This is a genomic window from Pseudomonas baltica, assembly GCF_031880315.1.
Taxonomy (GTDB): domain Bacteria; phylum Pseudomonadota; class Gammaproteobacteria; order Pseudomonadales; family Pseudomonadaceae; genus Aquipseudomonas.
Map to the genome: position 1 here is coordinate 1645562 of NZ_CP134771.1, position 23362 is coordinate 1668923.

Annotated in this window: 17 protein-coding genes and 2 pseudogenes; 8 read left to right on the forward strand and 11 right to left on the reverse strand. The window is 62.8% G+C overall.

Translation table 11 applies throughout. From position 1 onward, the window contains the following. Nucleotides 1-105: 105 nt before the first annotated feature. Together gyrA and mtnA are read right to left on the reverse strand one after the other, a co-directional pair. Complete coding sequence (gyrA, locus tag REH34_RS07210; RefSeq protein ID WP_409373260.1) at nt 106-2763, reverse strand: DNA gyrase subunit A; 2658 nt, start codon at nt 2761-2763, stop codon at nt 106-108. A gap of 378 nt (nt 2764-3141) precedes the next feature. Further along, nucleotides 3142-4212, reverse strand: coding sequence for an S-methyl-5-thioribose-1-phosphate isomerase (gene mtnA / locus REH34_RS07215; protein WP_226505235.1), 1071 nt, complete (start codon nt 4210-4212; stop codon nt 3142-3144). Nucleotides 4213-4320: 108 nt separating this feature from the next. Here mtnA and REH34_RS07220 point away from each other — a divergent pair, with 108 nt between their 5' ends. From REH34_RS07220 to REH34_RS07235, 4 genes are all read left to right on the forward strand, one after another. Continuing rightward, entirely contained in the window at nt 4321-5661 is a 1341-nt protein-coding gene (locus tag REH34_RS07220) for a TRZ/ATZ family hydrolase (RefSeq protein WP_226505234.1), read from the forward strand. 48 nt (nt 5662-5709) lie between these two features. Beyond that, entirely contained in the window at nt 5710-6408 is a 699-nt protein-coding gene (gene ubiG, locus REH34_RS07225) for a bifunctional 2-polyprenyl-6-hydroxyphenol methylase/3-demethylubiquinol 3-O-methyltransferase UbiG (RefSeq protein ID WP_226505233.1), read from the forward strand. A gap of 5 nt (nt 6409-6413) precedes the next feature. Next, nucleotides 6414-7085: an N-acetylmuramic acid 6-phosphate phosphatase MupP gene (gene mupP / locus REH34_RS07230; RefSeq protein WP_226505232.1), complete on the forward strand. Its 672-nt coding sequence runs from the start codon at nt 6414-6416 to the stop codon at nt 7083-7085. A gap of 150 nt (nt 7086-7235) precedes the next feature. Beyond that, nucleotides 7236-7976: a YciK family oxidoreductase gene (locus REH34_RS07235; protein WP_311971237.1), complete on the forward strand. Its 741-nt coding sequence runs from the start codon at nt 7236-7238 to the stop codon at nt 7974-7976. Between the two features lie 143 nt (nt 7977-8119). On the opposite strand, the gene REH34_RS07240 is transcribed toward REH34_RS07235, so the two are convergent. The 7 genes from REH34_RS07240 to REH34_RS07270 form a co-directional block, all read right to left on the reverse strand. Continuing rightward, a complete protein-coding gene (locus REH34_RS07240) occupies nt 8120-8920 on the reverse strand; it encodes an iron-containing redox enzyme family protein (protein WP_311971238.1) in 801 nt (266 codons plus the stop codon). Between the two features lie 45 nt (nt 8921-8965). Then, entirely contained in the window at nt 8966-11434 is a 2469-nt protein-coding gene (locus REH34_RS07245) for an EAL domain-containing protein (protein ID WP_311971239.1), read from the reverse strand. A gap of 237 nt (nt 11435-11671) precedes the next feature. Then, complete coding sequence (locus tag REH34_RS07250) at nt 11672-13612, reverse strand: ABC transporter ATP-binding protein (protein WP_311971240.1); 1941 nt, start codon at nt 13610-13612, stop codon at nt 11672-11674. After that, complete coding sequence (locus REH34_RS07255; RefSeq protein ID WP_226505227.1) at nt 13542-14177, reverse strand: DsbA family protein; 636 nt, start codon at nt 14175-14177, stop codon at nt 13542-13544. The genes REH34_RS07250 and REH34_RS07255 overlap by 71 nt, the downstream gene beginning before the upstream one ends. Before the next feature lies 1 nt (nt 14178). Next, nucleotides 14179-15117, reverse strand: a complete 939-nt coding sequence (locus tag REH34_RS07260) for a rhodanese-related sulfurtransferase (RefSeq protein ID WP_226505226.1) — start codon at nt 15115-15117, stop codon at nt 14179-14181. Between the two features lie 223 nt (nt 15118-15340). After that, complete coding sequence (locus REH34_RS07265; RefSeq protein WP_226505225.1) at nt 15341-15637, reverse strand: BolA family transcriptional regulator; 297 nt, start codon at nt 15635-15637, stop codon at nt 15341-15343. Between the two features lie 11 nt (nt 15638-15648). Next, nucleotides 15649-16185 (reverse strand): DUF2059 domain-containing protein, encoded by a 537-nt coding sequence (locus REH34_RS07270; RefSeq protein WP_226505224.1) that lies wholly within the window; start codon nt 16183-16185, stop codon nt 15649-15651. A 251-nt stretch (nt 16186-16436) separates the two neighbouring features. Between REH34_RS07270 and REH34_RS07275 the strand changes: the two genes are divergently transcribed. Next, nucleotides 16437-17816 carry a class II fumarate hydratase gene (locus tag REH34_RS07275; protein ID WP_226505223.1) on the forward strand — a complete coding sequence of 460 codons (1380 nt, stop codon included), beginning with the start codon at nt 16437-16439 and terminating at the stop codon, nt 17814-17816. Nucleotides 17817-17965: 149 nt separating this feature from the next. Here REH34_RS07275 and REH34_RS07280 read toward each other — a convergent pair whose 3' ends face one another. Beyond that, entirely contained in the window at nt 17966-18934 is a 969-nt protein-coding gene (locus REH34_RS07280) for a DMT family transporter (RefSeq protein ID WP_226505222.1), read from the reverse strand. A 188-nt stretch (nt 18935-19122) separates the two neighbouring features. On the opposite strand from REH34_RS07280, the gene REH34_RS07285 reads away from it, so the two are divergent. After that, complete coding sequence (locus REH34_RS07285) at nt 19123-19308, forward strand: DUF6316 family protein (protein WP_226505221.1); 186 nt, start codon at nt 19123-19125, stop codon at nt 19306-19308. Between the two features lie 228 nt (nt 19309-19536). On the opposite strand, the gene pap is transcribed toward REH34_RS07285, so the two are convergent. Continuing rightward, nucleotides 19537-21039, reverse strand: coding sequence for a polyphosphate:AMP phosphotransferase (gene pap / locus REH34_RS07290; protein ID WP_311971242.1), 1503 nt, complete (start codon nt 21037-21039; stop codon nt 19537-19539). A 115-nt stretch (nt 21040-21154) separates the two neighbouring features. Here pap and mnmD point away from each other — a divergent pair. Both mnmD and mnmC read left to right on the forward strand, forming a co-directional pair. Further along, nucleotides 21155-21898, forward strand: a pseudogene (gene mnmD / locus REH34_RS07295) (tRNA (5-methylaminomethyl-2-thiouridine)(34)-methyltransferase MnmD); the annotation flags it as partial. A gap of 144 nt (nt 21899-22042) precedes the next feature. Next, a pseudogene (gene mnmC, locus REH34_RS07300) lies at nt 22043-23293 on the forward strand (bifunctional tRNA (5-methylaminomethyl-2-thiouridine)(34)-methyltransferase MnmD/FAD-dependent 5-carboxymethylaminomethyl-2-thiouridine(34) oxidoreductase MnmC); the annotation flags it as partial. Nucleotides 23294-23362 lie beyond the last annotated feature (69 nt).

Sequence of the window (23362 nt, forward strand, 5' to 3'; positions counted from 1 at the left end):
GCAGGGCCTGTTGGTACTGCAGGAGCAAGCTTGCTCGCGAAGAGGTCGGCAAGACCACCATCGCTCAAAAGCCAGCCCCCAACAGCCCGACATCACCTGCTTATATTAGTCCTGGATCACATCGCCATCGGCATCGCCTTCGGCCACGTCACCGTCCAACCCATCACCGTCGATCGCTGCAGGGGCTTCATAGCCCTCCTCGCCTTCGAGCAATTCCTCGCCCTCGACTTCGGATGGCTCCTGCACGCGCTCAAGGCCCACCAGCTTCTCGTCGCTGGCCAGCTTGATCAGGGTCACACCCTGAGTGTTGCGGCCCAGGCTGGAGACTTCGCCGACGCGGGTGCGCACCAGGGTGCCCTGATCGGAGATCAGCATGATCTCTTCACCATCGAGTACTTGCACCGCACCGACCAGACGGCCGTTGCGATCGTTGCTGACCATGGCGATAACGCCCTGACCGCCACGCTTGTACTCGGGGAACTCGGTGATCGCGGTACGCTTGCCGTAGCCACGTTCGGAAGCGGTAAGGATCTGGCTGCCCTCTTCAGGGATGATCATGGAGATCAGCTTCTGGTCTTCAGGCAGGCGCATGCCGCGCACACCGCGGGCGGTACGGCCCATGGCGCGGACGTCGGACTCCTTGAAGCGGGTGACCTTGCCACCGTCGGAGAACAGCATCACTTCACGCTCGCCATCAGTGATCGAGGCGCTGATGAGGATGTCGCCTTCGTCCAGCTCCAGGGCGATCAGACCAACGCTGCGCTGACGGCTGAATTGCTCCAGCGGGGTCTTCTTGACGGTACCGTTGGCGGTCGCCATGAAGATGAAGTGGCCTTCGGTGTATTCCTCGACCGGCAGCATGGTGGTGATGTACTCACCCTCACCAAGCGGCAGCAGGTTGACCAGCGGACGACCACGGGCGGCGCGGGACGCTTCGGGGATTTCGTAGGTCTTGAGCCAGTACACCTTGCCCTTGCTGGAGAACAGCAGCAGCGTGGTGTGGCTGTTGGCGACCAGCAGGTGCGAGATGTAGTCCTCGTCCTTGACGCCGGTGGCGGATTTGCCTTTGCCGCCGCGACGCTGAGCCTGATAGGCAGCCAGCGGTTGGGTCTTGGCGTAACCGGTGTGGGAAATGGTCACCACGCGCTCTTCTTCCGGGATCATGTCACCCAGGGTCAGGTCGAGGCGCGCGTCGAGGATCTCGGTGCGGCGCACGTCGCCGTATTCGGCGCGGATCAGTTCGAGCTCTTCGCGGATCACTTCCATCAGGCGCGTGGCGCTGCTGAGGATGCGGATCAGCTCGCCGATCTGGTTGAGGATCTCCTGGTATTCGGCCAGCAGCTTCTCGTGTTCCAGGCCGGTCAGACGGTGCAGACGCAGGTCCAGAATGGCCTGGGCTTGCTCGGGCGACAGGAAGTACTTGCCGTCGCGCATGCCGTATTGCGGATCAAGGTTCTCGGGGCGGCACGAATCGGCGCCAGCGCGCTCGACCATGGTCGCCACGGCTTCGGATTCCCACGGCATCTTGATCAGCGCTTCCTTGGCTTCCGACGGCGTTGGCGAGGCCTTGATCAGGGCGATGACCGGATCGATGTTGGACAGCGCGACCGCTTGACCTTCCAGGATATGGCCACGTTCACGGGCCTTGCGCAGCTCGAACACGGTACGACGCGTGACCACTTCACGGCGGTGACGGACGAAGGCTTCGAGCAGGTCCTTGAGGTTGAGGATGCGCGGACGGCCATCGATCAGGGCAACGACGTTGATCCCGAACACGGCCTGCATCTGGGTCTGGGCGAACAGGTTGTTGAGGATCACCTCAGGCACTTCGCCGCGACGCAGCTCGATGACGATGCGCATGCCGTCCTTGTCGGACTCGTCACGCAACTCGGTGATGCCTTCGAGTTTTTTCTCTTTGACCAGTTCGGCGATCTTCTCGATCAGACGGGCCTTGTTGAGCTGATACGGCAGCTCGGTGACCACGATCTGCTGGCGGCCACCAACCTTGTCGATGTCTTCGATGTGCGAGCGGGCGCGCATATAGATGCGGCCACGGCCGGTACGGTAAGCCTCGATGATGCCGGCGCGACCGTTGATGATACCGGCAGTGGGGAAGTCCGGGCCGGGGATGAACTGCATCAGTTCATCGACAGTGATCTCGGCGTTGTCGATCAGCGCCAGGCAGCCGTCGATGACTTCACCGAGGTTGTGCGGCGGAATGTTGGTGGCCATGCCCACTGCGATACCGCTCGAGCCGTTGACCAGCAGGTTGGGAATGCGCGTCGGCATGACCGCCGGGATCTGCTCGGTGCCGTCGTAGTTGGGCACCCAGTCGACGGTCTCCTTGTGCAAGTCGGCCAGCAGCTCGTGGGCCAGCTTGGTCATGCGCACTTCGGTGTATCGCATGGCCGCAGCGTTGTCGCCGTCCACCGAACCGAAGTTGCCCTGGCCATCGACCAGCAGGTAACGCAGCGAGAACGGCTGCGCCATGCGGACGATGGTGTCGTACACCGCGGTATCACCGTGCGGGTGATACTTACCGATCACGTCACCGACCACACGGGCGGATTTCTTGTACGGCTTGTTCCAGTCGTTGCCCAGCTCGCTCATTGCGAAGAGTACGCGGCGGTGCACGGGCTTCAAGCCATCGCGTGCATCGGGCAGTGCCCGCCCGACAATCACGCTCATCGCGTAGTCGAGGTAGGACTGTTTCAGCTCGTCTTCGATATTGACCGGGAGGATTTCTTTGGCCAGTTCGCCCATGAGAAGCCTGATTCCTTTTTCTGGTGAAACCCGCGCTGACCTCATGGGACGCGCAAGGCTTGCCGCTGCAGACCGGTGCCATGCAACGACTTACGACAAATCAATACGTTATGCCCTGCAACTGGGCACGCGACACGGCTCGTTGGAGCGGTCCCGTAAACCGCCGGATGGTATCACAATCGCCGCCAGGCACCTATCCCCCAGAGGGCTTGGTTTCCCATTAATCGATGGGGCAATCAGCCTGAGGCGGCTCTGAGGGGCTTTGGTGCTGTTTTGGCCTGCGCTTAATATGTATTTACGCGCGGCTAAATAGAAAAGCTGCACAACCCACCTGTTGGAGCAGGCTGTGCCGCGAAGCTTTTGGCGGTTTCAGCAGTATCAATGCAACCGCTTGCGACACATCAACTGCGTCAACTTTGCCGTATCCGGCCGTTCGACGATCCCTTTCTCGGTAACGATGACATCGATCAAATCCGCTGGGGTCACGTCGAACACCGGGTTGATGGCGTCCAGGTCAAGAGTTTGCCCGCCGATATCCAGCAACTCGCGGGTATCGCGCTCTTCGAGCAAAATATCCTCGCCACTGGCCAGGCTCATGTCGATGCTCGAACTCGGCGCGACCACCATGAACCGCACGCCGTGGTGCATCGCCGCGACCGCCAGGTGGTAGGTGCCGATCTTGCTGGCCACGTCGCCATTGGCGGTAATGCGGTCGGCACCGACGATCACCCAGGTGATGCCCTTGGTTTTCATCAGGTGCGCCGCCGCGGAGTCGGCATTGATGGTCACCGGGATGCCCTCGTTGGCGAGCTCCCAGGCCGTCAGCCGCGAGCCCTGCAGCCAGGGTCGGGTCTCGCCGGCGTACACGCGTTCGACCATGCCTTCCAGCCAGGCGCCACGAATCACACCCAGCGCCGTACCGAAACCGCCCGTGGCCAAAGCGCCGGTATTGCCGTGGGTCAGCAATGCCTGCACATTGCCCTGATGGCGGCGAATCAGGTCGACGCCCAATTGGGCCATGGTCAGGTTGGCTTCGCGGTCGCTCTCATGGAGGGTGATGGCTTCGGCCTCGAGCACGGCCAGCGGATCTTCCTGAGGGCGCAAGCGCTCCAGGCGTTCACGCAGGCGATTAAGGGCCCACGACAGATTGGCGCCAGTCGGGCGCGCACGCAAAAGTACGGCGAAATCCTGCTTCAGCGCTGCCTGCCAGTCGCCGCCGGCAGCCAGGTGCCGACGGGCACTGAGGACCAGGCCATAGGCCGCGCTGATGGCGATCGCCGGGGCGCCGCGCACCACCATCGAGCGAATTGCCTCGGCCACGGCCCGGGCGTCGTCGTAGCGCAGCCAGGTCTGCTGGAACGGCAAGACCCGTTGATCGAGCAGGTACAAGGCGCCGTCCCGCCAATCGATGGCTTTTACTTTCTCTGCAGCCAACAGTCGATCGCGCATGCCACACCCCGTACTCGGACATCAAAAGCGGTCGATTATAGCGAGCCCCCGTCGCAGACGCTCGGGTATACTTCGCCATCATCGATCAAAAGCCTCGGAAACCTGACCATGCCCAACCGCGCCGCCCCTCTCGACTTGTTGCTCCTGCCAAGCTGGCTGGTGCCCGTCGAGCCGGCCGGGGTCGTGCTGCATGATCACGGCCTGGGCATCCGCGATGGCCGCATCGCGTTTATCGGCCCCCGCGAAGAAGCCCTGCGGCAAACGGCTGCCGAGGTTCGCGAACTGCCCGGCATGCTGCTCAGCCCCGGCCTGATCAACGCCCACGGCCACGCGGCGATGACGCTGTTTCGCGGCATGGCCGACGACCTGCCGCTGATGACCTGGCTCGAACACCACATCTGGCCCGCTGAAGGCCGCTGGGTCGACGAAAGCTTCGTCGCCGACGGTACCGACCTGGCCATCGCCGAGCAGTTGCAGGGCGGTATCACCTGCTTCTCGGACATGTACTTCTATCCGTGGGTGGCTTGCGAACGGGTCAACCTCAGCGGCATGCGCGCGCAGATCACCGTGCCGGTGCTCGACTTCGAGATCCCGGGCGCGCGCACCACGGACGAAGCATTGCACCAGGGCGTCGAGCTTTTTGGCGAGATGCGCCATCACCCGCGCATCAGCATTGCCTTCGGCCCCCATGCGCCCTACACCGTCAACGACGAGAATCTGCAGAAGATCCGCGTGCTGGCCGACGAAATGGACGCGGCCATTCATATGCATGTGCACGAGACCGCCTTCGAAGTGCAACAGGGCGTGGAGCAGACCGGCGAACGCCCCCTGGCTCGTCTTGCCCGCGCGGGCTTGCTGGGCCCACGCTTCCAGGCCGTGCACATGACTCAGATCACCGATGCGGACATCGCCCTGCTGGTCGAACACAATTGCAGCGTGGTGCATTGCCCCGAGTCCAATCTCAAGCTGGCCAGCGGCTTCTGCCCGGTAGAGCGGCTCTGGCAGGCCGGCGTCAATGTGGCGATCGGCACCGATGGCGCGGCCAGCAACAACGACCTCGACCTGCTCGGCGAAACCCGCACCGCCGCGCTGCTGGCCAAGGCCGTGGCCGGCTCCGCCACTGCATTGGATGCCCACCGCGCCTTGCGCATGGCTACGCTCAATGGGGCCCGGGCCATGGGCCTGGAAGAACACATCGGCTCGCTGGAATTGGGCAAGGCTGCAGACATCACCGCTTTCGACCTGTCTGGCCTGGCGCAGCAGCCGATCTACGACCCGGTTTCGCAACTGATTTATGCCAGTGGCCGCCACTGCGTGCGCCACGTTTGGGTGGAGGGCCGGCAATTGCTCGATGATCGGCGCCTGACCAGCCTGGACGAAGGCCGCCTGCACGCCTGCGCGGTGCAATGGGGGAAACGCATCAAAGATTCATCACGGCCGCCCCAGTAACGAGGGCGCGCGTTCCGCCACGAATTTTCAAGCTTTAGAGGAATACACATGAGCAACGTCGACACCGCAGAAATCGCCAAATTCGAGGCCCTGGCCCATCGCTGGTGGGACCGCGAGAGCGAGTTCAAGCCGCTGCACGATATCAACCCGTTGCGCGTCAACTGGATCGACGAACGGGTCAAGCTGGCCGGCAAGAAGGTCCTGGATGTGGGCTGCGGCGGCGGTATCCTCAGTGAAGCCATGGCCCTGCGCGGTGCCACGGTCATGGGCATCGACATGGGCGAAGCGCCGCTGGCCGTAGCCCAGCTGCATCAGCTGGAGTCGGGTGTGACCGTCGAATACCGACAGATCACCGCCGAAGCCCTGGCCGAAGAGATGCCGGCGCAGTTCGATGTGGTCACCTGCCTCGAAATGCTCGAGCACGTGCCCGACCCTTCCTCGGTGATCCGCGCCTGCTGCGCTATGGTCAAGCCCGGCGGCCAGGTGTTCTTCTCCACCATCAACCGCAATCCCAAGGCCTACGCGCTGATGATCCTCGGCGCTGAATATGTCCTCAAGCTGCTGCCGCGCGGCACCCACGACTTCAAGAAATTCATCCGCCCTTCGGAGCTGGGTGCCTGGAGCCGTCAAGCCGGCCTGCAGGTCAAGGACATCATCGGCCTGACCTACAATCCCCTGACCAAGCATTACAAGCTGGCGTCCGATGTCGACGTCAACTACATGATCCAGACTCTGCGCGAGGAGTAAGCGGCATGCGGTTACGAGCGGTTTTATTCGACATGGACGGCACGCTGCTCGACACCGCGCCGGATTTCATCGCCATCTGCCAGGCCATGCGTGCCGAGCGCGGGCTGGCGCCGATCGCCGATAAACTGATCCGCGATGTGGTCTCGGGCGGGGCCAAGGCAATGGTCTGCGCCAGCTTCGAGATCAGCGCTGATGCGCCCGAGTTCGAAGCCTTGCGCCTGGAGTTCCTGGAACGCTATCAGGTGGGCTGCGCAGTGCACAGCCACCTGTATGACGGTATGGCCGAATTGCTCGCCGACATCGAAAAAGGCGGGCTGATCTGGGGCGTGGTGACCAACAAGCCGGTGCGCTTCGCCGAGCCGATCATGCAGCAACTGGGCCTGGCCGAACGCTCTGCGGTGCTGATCTGCCCGGATCATGTGACCCGCAGCAAGCCGGACCCAGAGCCCCTGCTGCTGGCCTGCAAGCAGCTGAACCTGGACCCGGCCGCCGTGCTGTTCGTGGGCGATGATCTGCGCGATATCGAGTCGGGCCGCGATGCCGGGACCAAGACCGTGGCCGTGCGCTACGGCTACATCCATCCGGACGACAACCCCAACCACTGGGGGGCCGATGCGGTGGTGGATCACCCGCTGGAGCTGCGCGCGTTGCTGGATCAGGCGGTGTGTGGCTGTTGATAACGCCGTCTGGTAGGCCGCTGCCCCTATGGGACTGGGCTCTGCCCAGGAAGAGGCCCGCAATGACGCCACAAGAACCTGGGGGCAGAGCCTGCTCTCGCAGGGATTTTGTGGACGCGCTTGGCGGGCGTAATCACTAGAGGAATCCCCATGTTCGACTACACCCCCCGCCCCCACCTGCTCAAAGGCCGCATCATCCTGGTCACCGGTGCCGGGCGCGGTATCGGCGCAGCAGCGGCGTTGAGCTTTGCAGCCCATGGCGCCACAGTGCTGTTGCTGGGCAAGACCGAATCGCGTCTGAGCGCTGTGTACGATCAGATCGAAGCCGCTGGCTATCCGCGCCCGGCGGTGATCCCGTTCGACCTGGCCACGGCGCAGCCCGACCAGTACCAGGCCCTGGCATCGATGCTTGAAACCGAATTCGGCCACCTCGACGGCTTGCTGCACAACGCCTCGATAATTGGCCCGCGCACACCGCTCGAGCAGTTGGGTGGTGCACAATTCATGGAGGTGATGCAGGTCAACGTCAATGCCATGTTCATGCTCACCAGCGCGCTGCTGCCCTTGCTCAAGCGCTCGCAGGACGGCTCGGTGGTGTTCACTTCCAGCAGCGTCGGCCGCAAAGGGCGGGCCTACTGGGGCGCGTATGGAGTATCGAAGTTTGCCACCGAGGGCCTGATGCAGACCCTCGCCGACGAATTGCAGGGTGTCGCGCCGGTACGCGCCAACAGCATCAACCCGGGCGCGACCCGGACCGATATGCGCGCGCAGGCTTATCCCGCGGAGGACCCGAGCAACAACCCGAGCCCGGAAGCGATCATGCCGGTGTATCTGTACCTGCTGGGGCCCGACAGCGCCGGGGTGTCCGGCCAGGCTTTCAATGCGCAGTAGTTCAGTCAGTCATGGGTGATCTGGCGGGCCTCTTCGCGCGCAAGCTTCGCTTCCACAGTGTTGGCAGATTCTGCGATGAACACCCGTGGGAGCAAGGTTGCGCTTTCGGCGGCGCATAAGCCGAGCCTGCAGACCACGGGATTTCAGGCATAACTAGGCTGAAGCTGCGCCGCAGCCTCCTTCGTGCCGCCGCGCTCGATCTCCATGCAGTGCTCCAGAAACAAAAACATGTAGTCATAGCTCTTGCACACAGCTTTGCGGATATCCGCCTGGATGATCCGCGACGGGTTGGGGCCCGCCAGGGTGCAGACGATTTCCAGGGCTTCCCACGGGTGGGCATCGTCGTACTGGGCGTGCATCTTAAGCCACTTCATGGCGCGCTTGCGGCCCTCTTCCGGGAAGGCATTGGCATAGGTGTCCTGGCTACAGACGATCGCCGCCCACTCTCCGGTCGCCCCTTCGATAGCGTAGTTGGTGGCGGCCATGGCGATCATCAACGGATCGGTCGAACAGCTCTGCCAGCACCAGTGACTCAGCGCATGCAGTTGCGGCGAGACCTTCTGCGCCTGCAGATCCTCAAGGCTGACCCCGTGGGCGTTGGCCCAATGCACCCAGTAATCGGCGTGATTGAGTTCGACGCGGATGTTGCGCATGAGCCAGCGACGCGCCATGTCCTCACCCTGATGACGGGCAAAGCGCGTCTTGGTCAGGTTTTGCGCCATATACAAGGCGAATTGCTCGACTACCGGCCAGCCACCGATCAGGTACTGGCGCATCGTTCTGGGGCTCAGGGTGTTATCGCGCATGCGCCTGTACAGCTCATGCTCGACCACCCGGCGCTTGCTCGGTGCGCAATCGCTGATCAGCTGCTGCGCCCACACCGGGTAGCTCGCGGCTTCCATGAGTGGGCCGGTTCTGGTGAAACCTTCAAAGACCTCGTTCATCGACACTTTCCTTTCCGTTGGTAAAAAACCGCGCAGTGGCAGTCTTCAACGGAAAGTACCCGGTGCCTTGAAAAGTAAGGGCCTGAGGCGTTCATCGATCCGTCGCAAACTGTCACAGGTAAAAGGCTGAGGCCTCTCGATGAGGTACCCCTGCGCATAATCGACCCCGATCTCCATCAGGGCCTGTTCAATCAGTGGTGTCTCGACGAATTCGGCGATGGTGCGTTTACCCATCACGTGCCCGATATGGTTGATCACCTCGACCATGGCGCGGTTGATCGGGTCGTCGAGCATGTCCTTGACGAAGCTCCCGTCGATCTTCAGGTAATCCACCGGCAAGTGCTTGAGATACGCAAAAGACGACATGCCAGCGCAGAAATCGTCGAGTGAAAACTGGCACCCCAGCGCCTTGAGCTCATTGATGAAACGAATGGCGCTGCCCAGGTTGGCGATGGCGCTGGTTTCGGTGATCTCGAAGCAAATCATGTTCGGTGGTATCGAAAAGCGGTGGAACTGTTCCTGCAAGTAATCAAGGAATTCGTCATCGCCGATGCTGCTGCCCGACAGATTGATCGCACACAGCGCCAACGGCGTCGCCGAGTCGACGGGTGTTTCGCTGATGCATTGGGCAATGACCTTGAAGACGTTTTGCACCACCCAGCGGTCCAGCGTGGTCATCAGCCCGTAGCGCTCGGCAGCCGGGATGAAGCTGTCCGGGAGGATGATTCGACCGTTTTCGTCCTGCAGGCGCAACAGTACCTCGATGTGCCCGCCACGCTGCGCTGAGGGGTCAAGACCGGCGATCTCCTGACTGTAGAGGCAAAAACGGTTCTCTTCCAGTGCCATGTGCAGGCGTTGCACCCAGGCCATTTCACCGAAGCGCACCGACAGCTCGGTATCATCGGCGTGGTAGACCTGCACCCGATTACGGCCCTTTTCCTTGGCCATGTAACATGCCATGTCGGCGGCCCGCAGCGAAGCCTCCAGGCTGGTCGGCATTTGCGTGATGTGCACCAGGCCAATACTGACCGAAGTCATGAACGGCCGGGTCTTCCACACGAAGTGCAGGTTCTGCACGGTTTCGCGCAGGCCTTCGGCGATCTTTTCGGCGGTCTCTGGCGGGCAGTTCTCCAGGAGAATGCCGAACTCGTCGCCACCCAGTCGCGCCAGGGTATCCCCTTCACGCAGGCCCGATTGCAGCAAGGCGCAAATGTGTCGCAGCAGTTCGTCGCCAGCGGCGTGGCCACTGGTGTCGTTGACCAGCTTGAACTGATCGAGATCGAGGAACATCAACGAGTGGCGGCTTGGCTGGCGCATCAGCCCGTTCAGGGCCAGCTCCAGGCGGTATTCGAATTCGCGACGGTTAGCCAGCCCGGTGAGGGCGTCGTGGGTGGCCTGCCAGGACAGGTTGGCGATGTATTGGCGCTCTTGCGTCATGTCGTGCAGCACCAGCACCGTGCCGCCGATCTTGCCCTCGGTCATGATCGGTGCGCCCACCAAGGTCACCGACACCGTACTGCCGTCCAGGCGCTGGATCAGCTTGGCATGCTCGCTGCCGCCATTGAGCTGCCCGCCATAAATGCGTTCGATGAGGGTATAAGCGTCTTTCTCCGCGTTTTCGTCCAGTAGATTGAACAGCGCCGCCAAAGGCAATCCGCTGGCCTGACCAGCGTTCCAGTGGGTCAAGTGCTCGGCGGCCGGGTTCATGTAGACGATCGAGCCATCGACGTCGGTAGCGATCACTCCGTCGCCGATCGATGCCAGGGTAATCTGCGCCCGGTCCTTTTCAGCCTGCAACGCCACCGCGAACGCCTGGCGCTGGGTCAGCAACTTGCTGGTACGCCACAACGCCAGGGCGATCAACACCAGTGCGGTACCGAGATTGACTGCCACCAGCAACTTGAGCATGAACCGCGAGCCCTGGCCCAGCGCCTCGCTGAAGGCCACGGCGGCAGGTGTCACGCCGTCGTTGATCTCGAGGATCTGCTGCTTCCAGCGGCCCAGGTCCTGCACGGTCGCGTCCCCCGCCTGCAGGCTGGCGTGCATCTGCTGCGCCACGCGATCGAGTTGCACCAGATAACCGTCACCAATGGTCCACAGATCGATGGCCTGGGCGAAGTAGCTGAAATGACGGAAATTGAGAAAGAACCAGATCACCCCGTCAAAATCATCGGGATGATTGCCGCCCTGCGCCAGACCGCGACGCGCCTTTTCGATGTCGGGCACCGGCTGGTCGAGGGCGACACGCAGATCGTGGCTGCCCTGAGGGATGGCGATCGCCTGCTGGTACTTGGCGAAGATCTGTTCGTCGGGGTGGTCGGCGTACAGGCTCAGATAGTAGATGGCATCTTTCTGGCCCTTGGACCACAGGCTCTCGCCAGCAACGTAGCCGCGTACCGCCGACAAGGCATACAAGCTTACGCACCCCAGCAGAGCCAAGAGGATGACGACGGCGATAAACGGCCAGACGATACCCAACAGGCGCGGCTTTTCGAGTGTCCGATTTTGCTTCATGAGGTCCCTTGCATCAGCACAGTCAGACAGCGTCAGGTAAAACTTCGCTCACATCAGCACAGCGTAGGCCATGAGTCAAAGCACATAGCCATCTTATTGCTATCGGCTTGAAATGTTTCACAATTATCCGTGGGAGCGGGCTTTGCGCGCGAAAGCGCTGGCTGCCTTGCCGCCTATGCCATCAGCGCCTTCGCAGGCTGTGCGCGTTCCCGCACGATGGACCACGCTCCACAATTATCACACCTGCTGCAAATGTCCATACAGCTTCGCATAGAGGCCGCCATCGGCAATCAGTTGCTGATGATCGCCATCCTCGGCGACGTGCCCGCCGTCGAACACCACCACACGATCGGCCTGCTTCACCGCCGACAGTCGGTGAGCGATGATCAAGGTGGTGCGCCCCTGCAGGAAGTGGGTCATGGCCCTATGCAGGTTGTACTCGGTGGCGGCGTCCAGAGCCGAGGTGGCCTCGTCGAGGATGACCACCTTTGGGTTGGCAAGGATCATCCGCGCAATGGCCAGACGCTGGCGCTGACCACCGGACAACCGCACCCCGGAGCGGCCCACCACGCTGTCCAGCCCTTGGGGCAGTGCACGCACGGTGGCGTCCAGCTGGGCGATCTGCAGAGCGTTCCAACAGGCGTCGTCAGTGCGCTCGCGGCCCATGGTCAGGTTGGCGCGGATGCTGTCGTTGAACAGCGACGGATGCTGCAACACCACCGCCACGTGCTCACGCAGCGTATCCAGGCCGATCTCCTGCATCGTCGCGCCACCAAAGCGGATGGTCCCCGCGCTGGGGGTATAAAGTCCCAGCAGCAGTTGCACCAGAGTGCTTTTGCCGCCGCCGCTGGCACCCACAATGGCGACTTTCTCGCCCGGCAGAATCGACAGATCGAGTTGGTCGAGCACCCGTTCGTCGCCGTAGCCGAAGCACAGCCCACGCACATCGATACCGACCGTCTGGCGCTGCTGGAACGGGTCGACGCCACCGGCATACTGCGGCTCATCGGCGCGCGCGAGCAGCTCGTTGATGCGAGTCATCGCGCCGCCGGCGGCGTAATAGGCGTATTGCAGGTTCAGCAGCTGCTCGACCGGCGTAATCATGAACCACAGGTAGCTGAACACCGCCAGCATCTGCCCGATCGACAGATCGGAGAACAGCACGGTGAGCATGGCCGCCGCGCGAAAAATATCGATACCAAACTGAAACAGCAAGCCACTGGCGCGCCCCGAGGCATCGCTCTTCCATTGCGAGGCGATCGCGTAATCCCGTACTTCTCGCGCTCGCAGGCCCAGGCGCCCAAGGAAAAAACCCTGGCGGTTGCCGCCACGGATCTCCTGAATGGCATCGAGGGTCTCGGTGAGCGCCTGGGTGAAGCGAGAGGTGCTGTCGTTTTCGAGTTTCTTCAGCGATTTGACTCGCTTGCCCATTTGCACCGTGGCGTAGATCACCAACGGGTTGAACAGCAGAATCAACAGCGCCAGCTGCCAGTGCATCCACATCAGGATGGAAGCGGTACCGGCCAGGGTGAGCACGGCGACCAGAAACTTGCTCAGGGTCTCGCCGATGAATTTGTCCAGGGTGTCGAGATCGGTGACCAGGTGAGTGGTCACGGTGCCGCTGCCCAGGCTTTCGTACTCGCTCAAGGAGATGCGCTTGAGCCGTTCGATCAGGCGCAATCGCACGCGGTAGACGATGTCCTTGGACAACCGCGCGAACTGCCGGGCCTGAATGACGTTGAACACCAGCGAGCACAGGCGCAGGCACAGGGTGAACGTCAGCATCAGGGCAATGTAGCCGACCGGCTTCTGCATGCTGGCGGGCAGCAGATGATTCATCCATTGCAGGGCCGCGTTGCCATGGCCGAGCAGCACCTCATCGACCAGCAATGGCAGCAGCAGCGGTACCGGCACGGTGCACAGCGTCGCCAGTACTGCGACGCCGTTGGCCAACCACAGGGATCGGCGATGGCGCAGGGCCAGGCGGCGGATTTCAGCCCATGTCAGGCGATCGGAGCGCGCCACCTGATCCCCTGTGGGAGGGGGCTCTGCCCGCGAAGCTACGTGGGCAGAGCCCAGTCCCACAGGGGATTGCGGTGGTTGCGGTTTACGCATCCTGGCCGCGCTCCAGCCAACGGCCGAGCAGCGCAGCGAGGGGCTCCAGGGGTTGATAACCATTGGTCAGCAGGGCCATCTGGCCATCGCGTTCCACCAGCAGGGTCGGGAAGCCGGCGATGCCCAGATCCTGCACCCAGGTAAAATCCTGCGCCGTGGCAGCGTGCATCGGTTTAGTGTCGAACGCCCCGGCAAACTCGATCCGCGGCACACCGGCCGCCTCGGCCAGTTCCACCAGCACGTCGGCGCGGGTGGTGTCGCGGCCTTCGGCGTAAAACGCCTGCTGAATCCGCTGCACCATCGGCCAGGCGCTGTCGGCGTCCAGTTCGCGCACCGTGGCCACCGCCCGGCACGCCGGCTCGGTATCGTAGACAAAGCCTTCCGGCAGTGGATCATCGAGGTTGAACGGCTGGCCGGTGGCCTCCTTGACCGCCTGCCAGTGTTCCAGAATATAGGCGCGCTTGGTCGGGTCCAGCGCTGCGCCGGCCCCCGTGCGCAATCCGCCGACCACCAGGTGGGTCTTGACGCCCGCAGCCTCGGCCTGCTCGATCAACGCCTGCGCTACGGGGGCGAACCCCCAACACCATGAGCACATGGGGTCCATCACGTAGAGCAGGCGGCTGGGCATGTCAGACCTCGGAGGCTTTGCGGTAGTTGTGACCGATCGGATGGGGCTGGTTACGCGCCTTGGCCAGTTCGATCTGCTTTTGCCGATCGACTGCGCTGCGGCGCGTCTTGTCGCTCAGGGTATCCCAGCAATGCGGGCAGCTGATACCGGGGGCGTAGTGCTCCGACATACGATCCTCGACACTGATCGGCGTGCGGCAGGCATGACATTGATCATAGTCGCCTTCGGTCAGATCGTGACGAACGGTCACGCGGTTGTCGAACACAAAGCAGTCGCCCTGCCACTTGCTCTGCTCCTGAGGCACTTGCTCGAGGTATTTGAGGATGCCGCCCTTGAGGTGATAGACCTCGCCGAAGCCCTCGCCGAGCATGTAGCTGGAGGCTTTCTCGCAGCGGATGCCACCGGTGCAGAACATCGCCACCTTCTTGTGCACGGCGGGGTCGAAATTGGCCTTGATGTAGTCCGGAAATTCGCGGAACGAGGTGGTCTTGGGATCGATGGCGCCTTCGAAGGTGCCGATCGACACTTCGTAATCGTTACGGGTATCGATCAACAGTACTTCAGGGTCATCGATCAGCGCGTTCCAGTCCTGGGGCTCGACGTAGGTCCCGACCTTGCGGTTGGGATCGACGCCGGGCACGCCGAGGGTGACGATCTCTTTTTTCAGCTTGACCTTGGTGCGGTAGAACGGCTGTTCGTCGCAGTACGATTCCTTGTGATCGATGTCGATCATGCGCGGGTCGCTCCGCAGCCAGGCCAGCAGACCGTCGATGCCTTCACGGCTGCCGGAGACGGTGCCGTTGATGCCTTCTTCGGCAATCAGCAGGGTGCCTTTGACGCCATTGGCGGTCATGGCTTGCAACAGCGGCTCGCGCAGTTGCACGTAATCTTCGAGGGTGACGAACTTGTACAAGGCCGCCACGACTATAGGTTGAGCCATGGGTATAACGCTCCTGGTGGTCACCCTCGCAAAGGGCGGACCGGGTAATGATGTGGCAGAAATCACTGTGGGAGTGGGCGCTGCCCACGAAGGCGTCATCCGGAACCGTGCAGGACACGACCACCGAACTGAATGCTTCGCGGGCAGAGCCCACTCCCACAGGTTGTGCATTCGGCGCCACCTTCAAGGTGAAAATGGCGGCCGATATTCTAGCGCATTTGGATCAATGCCCACCACCGGCGCAGGTCGGGGAAGCCGGCGCGGCGCCGGTCTGCTCCCACTCCTGAGGGGTGTAGGTGTGCAAGGCCAGGGCGTGGAACTCGCCCATCAGCTCGCCCAGCGTGCCGTACACCAACTGGTGGCGCTTGACGCTATTGAGCCCGGCAAAGCGCTCACTGACCACCACCGCCTTGTAGTGCGTCTGCGTGCCCCGGCTGTGCATGTGGCTCTCGTCGAGCACCTGCAAGTGGCTGGGCTGCAGCAAGGCAAGGGTCTGTTCGATCCGTTGGTGCATGGACATGACCGGCTCCGTTACGGCTTTTTAGCCGGTGCTGCAGGTGCGGGTGCAGCCGCTTTGGCCGGGGTGATTTCGGTAGTCATGTCCTGCAGCAGCTTGTTGACCACAGGCACGGCGCTTTCGAGCTTGGCCTGAGTCAGCTGAGCCGACTGCTGGGTGACTTGCGGCATTTTTTCCAGGACTTTCTTGCCCAGTGGCGACTGGTAGAACTTGACCAGGTCCTTGAGCTCGGTTTCGGTGAAGTTGTCGGTGTACAGCTTGACCATGTCGGGCTTGAGTTTCGGCCAGCCGATGGCTTGGTCCAGGGCGGCATTGGCCTTGGCCTGGTAGCTTTCAAGTACGGCTTTCTTGGAGTCAGGCGCGTTGGCCTGCTCGAAGCGCTGGGCGAACATTTGCTGGACCTGCATGTACACCGGGGTACCGAGTTTGTCGGCGTGCGCCATCATCAGGAACGATTCAGCACTGGCGTTGTGGCTGGCGGTATCAGCGAGCACCTGGCCGCTGGCGCAGACAAAAAAGGCCGCGGTACAGAGGGCGCGAAGACGTGTCATCGAGTTTCCTTAAATTAGCAGCTGAGGCAGAGGCCCCGGAATCGACCATTCTGCGCCCAACCCGGCATGTGGCTCAAGCCCGGAGGGTACAGAACGTATGGACGGCTCATCGGCAGGGATGGAACCCAGGTCGTCAATGAGCACCTAAACTGCTCAACCTCGGCATTTGGCAAAAGCCAGTGCGAGACCTTGAAAAGGACAATGCACGTCTCGGGCCTTGGCCACGAGTACGTCGACAGGAGAAGAGCAGCATGAGCCGCACGGAAACAGACAGCATCGGCCCGGTTGAAGTTCCGGAACAGGCCTACTGGGGGGCGCAGACTCAACGCTCGCTGGTCAACTTCGCCATCGGCGATCAGCGCATGCCGCTGGCGGTGGTGCACGCCCTGGCACTGATCAAAAAGGCAGCCGCCAGGGTCAATGACCGTAACGGCGACCTGCCTGCGGATATCGCCCGGCTGATCGAACAGGCCAGCAACGAGGTGCTGGCCGGTGAACACGACGACCAGTTCCCGCTGGTGGTGTGGCAGACCGGCAGCGGCACGCAGAGCAACATGAACGTCAACGAAGTCATCGCCGGGCGCGCCAACGAGCTGGCCGGCAAAGGCCGCGGCGGCAAATCGCCGGTGCACCCCAACGATCACGTCAACTGCTCGCAAAGCTCCAACGACTGCTTCCCCACGGCCATGCACATCGCCACCGTGCAAGCAGTCCAGGGTGACCTGCTGCCGGCGATCAAGGAGCTGAGCGACGGCCTGGCCGAGCTGTCGGCCAAGCACATGCACCTGGTCAAGACCGGCCGCACCCATATGATGGACGCCACCCCGATCACCTTCGGCCAGGAAATCTCGGCGTTCGTGGCCCAGCTCGAACATGCCCAGCGCGCCATTCGTGCCGCCCTGCCAGCCGTGTGCGAGCTGGCTCAAGGCGGCACGGCGGTGGGCACCGGGCTCAACGCGCCCCATGGTTTTGGCGAGGCGATCGCCGGTGAACTGGCGGCGTTGTCGGGGTTACCGTTCGTGACCGCGCCCAACAAGTTCGCCGCGTTGGCGGGCCATGAGCCTTTGACCACCCTCGCCGGCGCCTTGAAAACCCTGGCGCTGAGCTTGATGAAATTGGCCAACGACTTGCGCCTGCTGGGCTCTGGGCCACGCGGCGGCATCGCCGAAGTGCGCTTGCCGGCGAATGAACCAGGCAGCTCGATCATGCCCGGCAAGGTCAATCCGACTCAGTGCGAAGCGTTGTCGATGCTCGCCTGCCAGGTGCTGGGCAACGACCTCGCGATCAGCATGGCAGCGAGTCATGGGCACCTGCAGTTGAATGTGTTCAAGCCGGTGATCATCCATAACCTGCTGCAATCGGTGCGACTGCTGGCCGATGGCTGCAGCAACTTCCAGACCCACTGCATCGCTGGTCTGGAACCGGATACGGCGAAGATGGCCGAGCATCTGGAGCGTGGCCTGATGCTGGTCACCGCGTTGAACCCGCATATCGGCTACGACAAGGCCGCGCAGATCGCCAAGAAAGCGTACGGCGAAGGCAAGACCTTGCGCGAAGCCGCGTTGGAGTTGGGATTCCTGACCGAAGCCGAGTTCGATGAGTGGGTGCGGCCGGAGAATATGCTGGGCTGAATTCAATGCCAGCAGAACTGGCCCCTGGCCCCGGATCGAGCACCCTTGCTCTCACAGCGCTGGTCAGCGCTTGAGCCATCGCCGTGTGAGAGCAAGGCCTGCCCGCGCAAGCGATCACTCATACGTAGCAGAACTGCGAGCCAACGATGTCAGGAGGGCTGCGGCGCATTCGCCCCAGCCTGACGCGCTCGCCAGCTCGCCATCAACGTTGGGCCGAGCGCGACCACCGCCGACCCGGCAACCACCACCACAGCCCCGAAATACGCCAGCCCATTGGCGTCTTCGCTGTGCACCAGATCTGGCCACAGACTGGACCCCAGGGCCGCCGACGCAAAGGTCACCAGCGGGGTCAATGCCAAGGTTGCGCTGACTCGCGACGCTTGCCAGTGCGCCAGCGCCTCGGCAAAGGCGCCATAGGCAATCAGTGTATTCAAGCAGCATCCCAGCAACAGCCAGCCCTGCAGGGGGCTTAGGTTCAAGGCTTGTAGCGGATGCGCCCAAGGCGTCACTACCAGCGCGCAGCCCAGGTAGATCACCATCATCACCTGCAGCGAATTCCATTGATTGAGCAGTTGCTTCTGGCTCATCGCATAGAAGGTCCACACCGCCGAGGCCAGCAACACCAGGAGCACCCCGGTGGTGTAAGTACCCATGGAGCCCAGCAGCTCGCCGATACGCTGATTGAAAAACAACCCGAACCCGCCAAGCAGCACGACCATTCCAATGCACTGAGCCCGATTGAAACGCTCCTTGAACACATAGAGGCTGCACAGGATCAAGAAGATCGGCCCTACCTGGATCATCAACTGCGCGGTACCCGCGCTGATCAATCGCAGCGCGAACAGGTACAGCACGTAGTTGGCCACCAGCCCGAGCACCGCCAGCGTCACCAGGCCGAAGCCTTTGCGTCCTAGGGGGCGAAAAGCCGGCAAGCGCTTCGTCAGGCCAAGGTAGATGAACAGCACTCCCCCGGCGCCCACCAGGCGAAACCAGGTCACCGTGATCGGATCCATGGCCTGCAGGACTATCTTGAGTTTGATCGGCAGAACGCCCCAAAGCAGAGCGGTGAGCAACGCCAGGAACAGCCCGTAAGCCCAGCGTCCGGAAGTGATATGCATGTAGAGCCTCATGCCCTATGGCGGGGGGAGCGTGCAGTGTAGTCGCCCATCGAGCGCACAGACAGACACAATCGTGCACTACATCAGCGCGTGACTGTATGACGATGACCATTGGTCGGATGGCAGGCACGGACAATGGGGATGGCTAGTCTGATGCACAAGTCAGTCAACCTCACCAGGGAGTTGTCATGTTTGGTAAACGCACCCAAGACGCCGATGAAGCAACGCACTTTCGTGCAGGGCGTTTCAGCCTGGTCAATGGCCAGTTCTACTTCAGTACTCGGGAGAACACCCTCGAGGGGCCCTTCGCCACTCGCGCAGATGCCGAGCGGGAAATGGCCGCTTATGTGGAGCGTATTCAGCGCCGGCATTGAGGGTACAGCGCGCGACAGCCGCGCTTGTGCGCACTAGCGAAACGCCAGGCCTGACACCGGCCAAGCGGGCGCCAGCAAGTGCAACCTTGGCACTGGCCACCGCCACTTGGCCCTGCAACCGAAACAACTACTGCAGCGCACTCTACGTTCTGCTCTGACCCGCCCTCCTGTCACCCTCCCGGAGGGCCGGTCCATGTCGCTTACAAGTGATGGCAATACTTTCTATGATCAGCCCTTCCCGCCCTTTTTATCCTTCTTGATCGCCGCCTCGATCGCGTCGTTGATGGTACGCAGCACCTGCACCCGCGCCGAGCGTTTGTCATTGGCCGCCACCAGCGTCCACGGGGCGATCTCGGTACTGGTGCGATCGACCATGTCCCCCACCGCATCCCGATAGAGGCCCCACTTGTCGCGGTTGCGCCAGTCGTCTTCAGTGATCTTGTAGCGCTTGAAAGGGATCTTCTCTCGGGCCTTGAAACGCTCCAGCTGGGTCTTCTCGTCAATGGCCAGCCAGAACTTGACGACGATGATGCCGGCCTCGCTCAACTGCTCTTCGAAGTCGTTGATCTCGCTGTAAGCGCGCATCCAGTCGGTTTCCGAACAGAAGCCCTCGACCCGCTCCACCAGCACGCGGCCATACCAGGAACGATCGAACACGGTGAATTTGCCGCGCGCCGGTATATGCCGCCAGAAGCGCCACAGATACGGCTGGGCCAATTCATCCTGAGTCGGCGCGGCCACCGGCACGATGGCGTATTGGCGCGGGTCCAGCGCGGCCGCCACCCGCCGGATCGCACCGCCCTTGCCGGCCGCATCGTTGCCCTCGAACACCGCGACCAGCGCGTGGGCCTTCATGCGCTTGTGCCGCAGCAGGGTGGCCAGGCGCGCCTGTTCTTCGATCAACTGCTGGTGATAGTCGTCCTTTTCCAGCCGCTGGCTGAGGTCAAGGCTGCCCAACAGGCTACGGCCATCGATACTCTCACCCAGCGGCGCGATGGGCTGGCGTACCGGTTCGATCGGCGCCTTGAGCGCCGCCTGCAGCCCTTCGAGCAGGATATTGCCCACCACCAGGCTGCGGTAGTTCGGGTCCACGCCCTCGATCACATGCCACGGCGCATAGTCGCGGCTGGTGCGGCGCAACACGCGCTCGCCAAAACGCACGAAACGGTCGTAGGTGTCGGTCTGCTTCCAGTCCAGCGGGCTCAGGCGCCAGCTGTGCAGCGGGTCGTCCTGCAGTGCCTTGAGCCGCGCCTTCATCTGCTTCTTGGACAGGTGAAACCAGAACTTGAAAATCAGCGCGCCTTCGTCGACCAGCATCTGCTCCAGGCGTTCGGCATCACCGATGGCCTGGTCGAGCACAGCGTCGTTGAAGTCGCCATGCACCCGCCCCTGAATCATCTGGCTGTACCAGTTGCCGAAAAACACGCCCATGCGGCCCTTGGCCGGCAACTGCCGCCAATAACGCCAGGCCGGCGGGCGGGCCAGCTCCTCGTCGGTCTGCTTGTCGAAGGTGCGTACCTCGATCAGCCGCGGGTCCATCCACTCGTTGAGCAGCTTGACCGTCTCGCCCTTGCCGGCGCCTTCGATGCCGTTGATCAGGATGATGACCGGGAAGCGCGACTGCTGCTTGAGCTCGTACTGGACGTCGAGCAACGCCTCGCGCAGGGCCGGCAGCTGTTTTTCATAGGTGTCGTCGTCGATGGCGTGGCCGATCTCGGCGGATTCGAACATTCCCTGCTCCTGTAGTTTGAATGAACAACACTCGCGGGCATCTGGACCCCGGTATCTGGCAAAATGTTGCGTCCGGTGTGCTTTGCACCGCAAGTCTTCATGGAACCCTGCTGTCATGCCAGCCGATCGGCCCCCTGCGCCCTCCTTGCCTCACGCCGCTGTTGCCCACGCCGATCTGGACTGGGACGATGAAGGTCGCCCACGCTCCAGAGCCTTCGACGACGTGTACTTTTCCCTCGCCTCGGGCCTGGATGAAACGCGCCACGTATTTATCGAACAGAACCGCCTGGGCGAACGATTCCGTCAACTGGCCCCCGGTGAGCGGCTGGTGATCGGCGAAACCGGCTTCGGCACCGGGCTGAATTTCCTGTGCGCCTGGCAGCTGTTCGAGGAATGCGCCGCAAGCACCGCCCGGCTGCATTTCGTCAGTGTCGAGAAATACCCCCTGACCGCCGCCGATCTGCAACGCGCCCTGGCGTTGTGGCCGCAACTGACGGCGCAGGCGCAACCGCTGCTGCAACAGTACGTGGCCATCCATCCGGGCTTCCAGCGCTTGGTATTCAGTGCCGGCCGGGTGACCCTCACGCTGTTGATCGGCGATGCCATCGAGCAATTGACGTTACTCGACGCTGCCGTAGATGCCTGGTTCCTCGATGGCTTCGCGCCGGCGCGCAATCCTGAAATGTGGAGCCCAGAGCTGTTCGCGCAGCTGGCCAGACTATCGGCGCCACAGGCGACGCTGGGCACTTTCACCAGTACCGGCTGGGTGCGACGCAGCCTCAAGGCGGCAGGCTTCAAGATGAAGCGGGTGCCTGGTATCGGGCATAAATGGGAGGTATTGCGGGGCGTGTTTGTGGGGCCAGAGCACCCCACCGAACCCTGTGCAACCGGGCTCTGCCCAGAAGGGGGCCAGGAGCCGCACTCGACTGGCAACGTCGACCCGGGAATGGCGCCGCCACGCGGCGACGCCGAAAGCGCCGCAGGTAGAGCCCACTCCCATAGGGAGCAATGCAAGCCTTGGTACGCGCGGCCGCCCAGGCCCAGCGCCAAGCACGCCGTGGTCATCGGCGCCGGCCTGGCCGGGTGCGCCACAGCCGCCAGCCTGGCCACTCGTGGCTGGCAGGTCACCTTGCTGGAGCGCCACGCCGGCGTCGCCGAGGAAGCCTCGGGCAACCCCCAGGGCGTGCTTTACCTCAAGCTGTCGGCCCATGGCACCGCCCTGTCGCAACTGATCGTCGCTGGCTTCGGCTACACGCGGCGGTTGCTCGAGCAGCTGCAGCGCGGCGTCGACTGGGATGGCTGCGGTGTGCTGCAACTGGCCTTCGATGCCAAGGAGGCCGCCCGCCAGCAGCAACTGGCCGAGGCCTTCCCGAGGGACCTGCTGCAGTTACTGGATCAGCCAACGGCCGAAGCCCGCGCGGGCACCTCGCTGCCTTCGGGCGGGCTGTTTTTCCCTGAGGGCGGCTGGGTGCATCCTCCTGCGCTGTGCCAATGGCAGGCTCGCCACGCCAACATCACCCTGGTGCCCCATCGGCAAATCGTCACCCTGCAACGCTGCCCCGACAGCGGCCAATGGCAAGCCTGGGACGCCGATCGATGCGTCGCCACGGCCCCGGTGGTGGTGCTGGCCGGTGCCGCCGAGGTCAAGGCCTTCGCCCCGGCAGCGGGCTTGCCGCTCAAGCGTATCCGCGGCCAGATCACCTGTCTGCCGGCCACCGCCGCGAGCCGCTTGCTGAGTACCGTGGTGTGCGCTGAAGGCTACGTGGCCCCGGCGCGCCTGGGCGAGCACACCCTGGGCGCCAGCTTCGACTTCACCAACGACGACCTCACACCCACGGCCGCCGAACATCAAGGCAACCTGGCGCTGTTGAGTGAAATTTCCACCGCGCTGAGCGCCGCCTTGCACAGCGCCGACATCCCTGCGGCACAACTCCAGGGCCGTGCCGCTTTCCGCTGTACCAGCACGGACTACCTGCCCATCGTCGGGCCGCTGGCCGATGCCGAGGCGTTCGCCAGCACTTACGCGGCACTGGCCCGCGACGCTCGCCAGGTCCCCGACCTGCCCTGCCCTTGGCTCGATGGTTTGTACATCAACAGCGGCCATGGATCGCGGGGGCTGATCACCGCGCCGTTGTCGGGTGAACTGATCGCCGCGTGGCTGGAAGGCGAACCCCTGCCGGTGCCGCGCGCCATCGCCGAAGCCTGCCACCCGAATCGCTTCGCCTTGCGTCAGTTGATTCGCGGTAAAAAATGATCCGGCTACGCGCGCCGTTTGTAGCGAGGCGGTGTGTGCTACAAAGAACAGCCATCCCTTCGAGCCTGA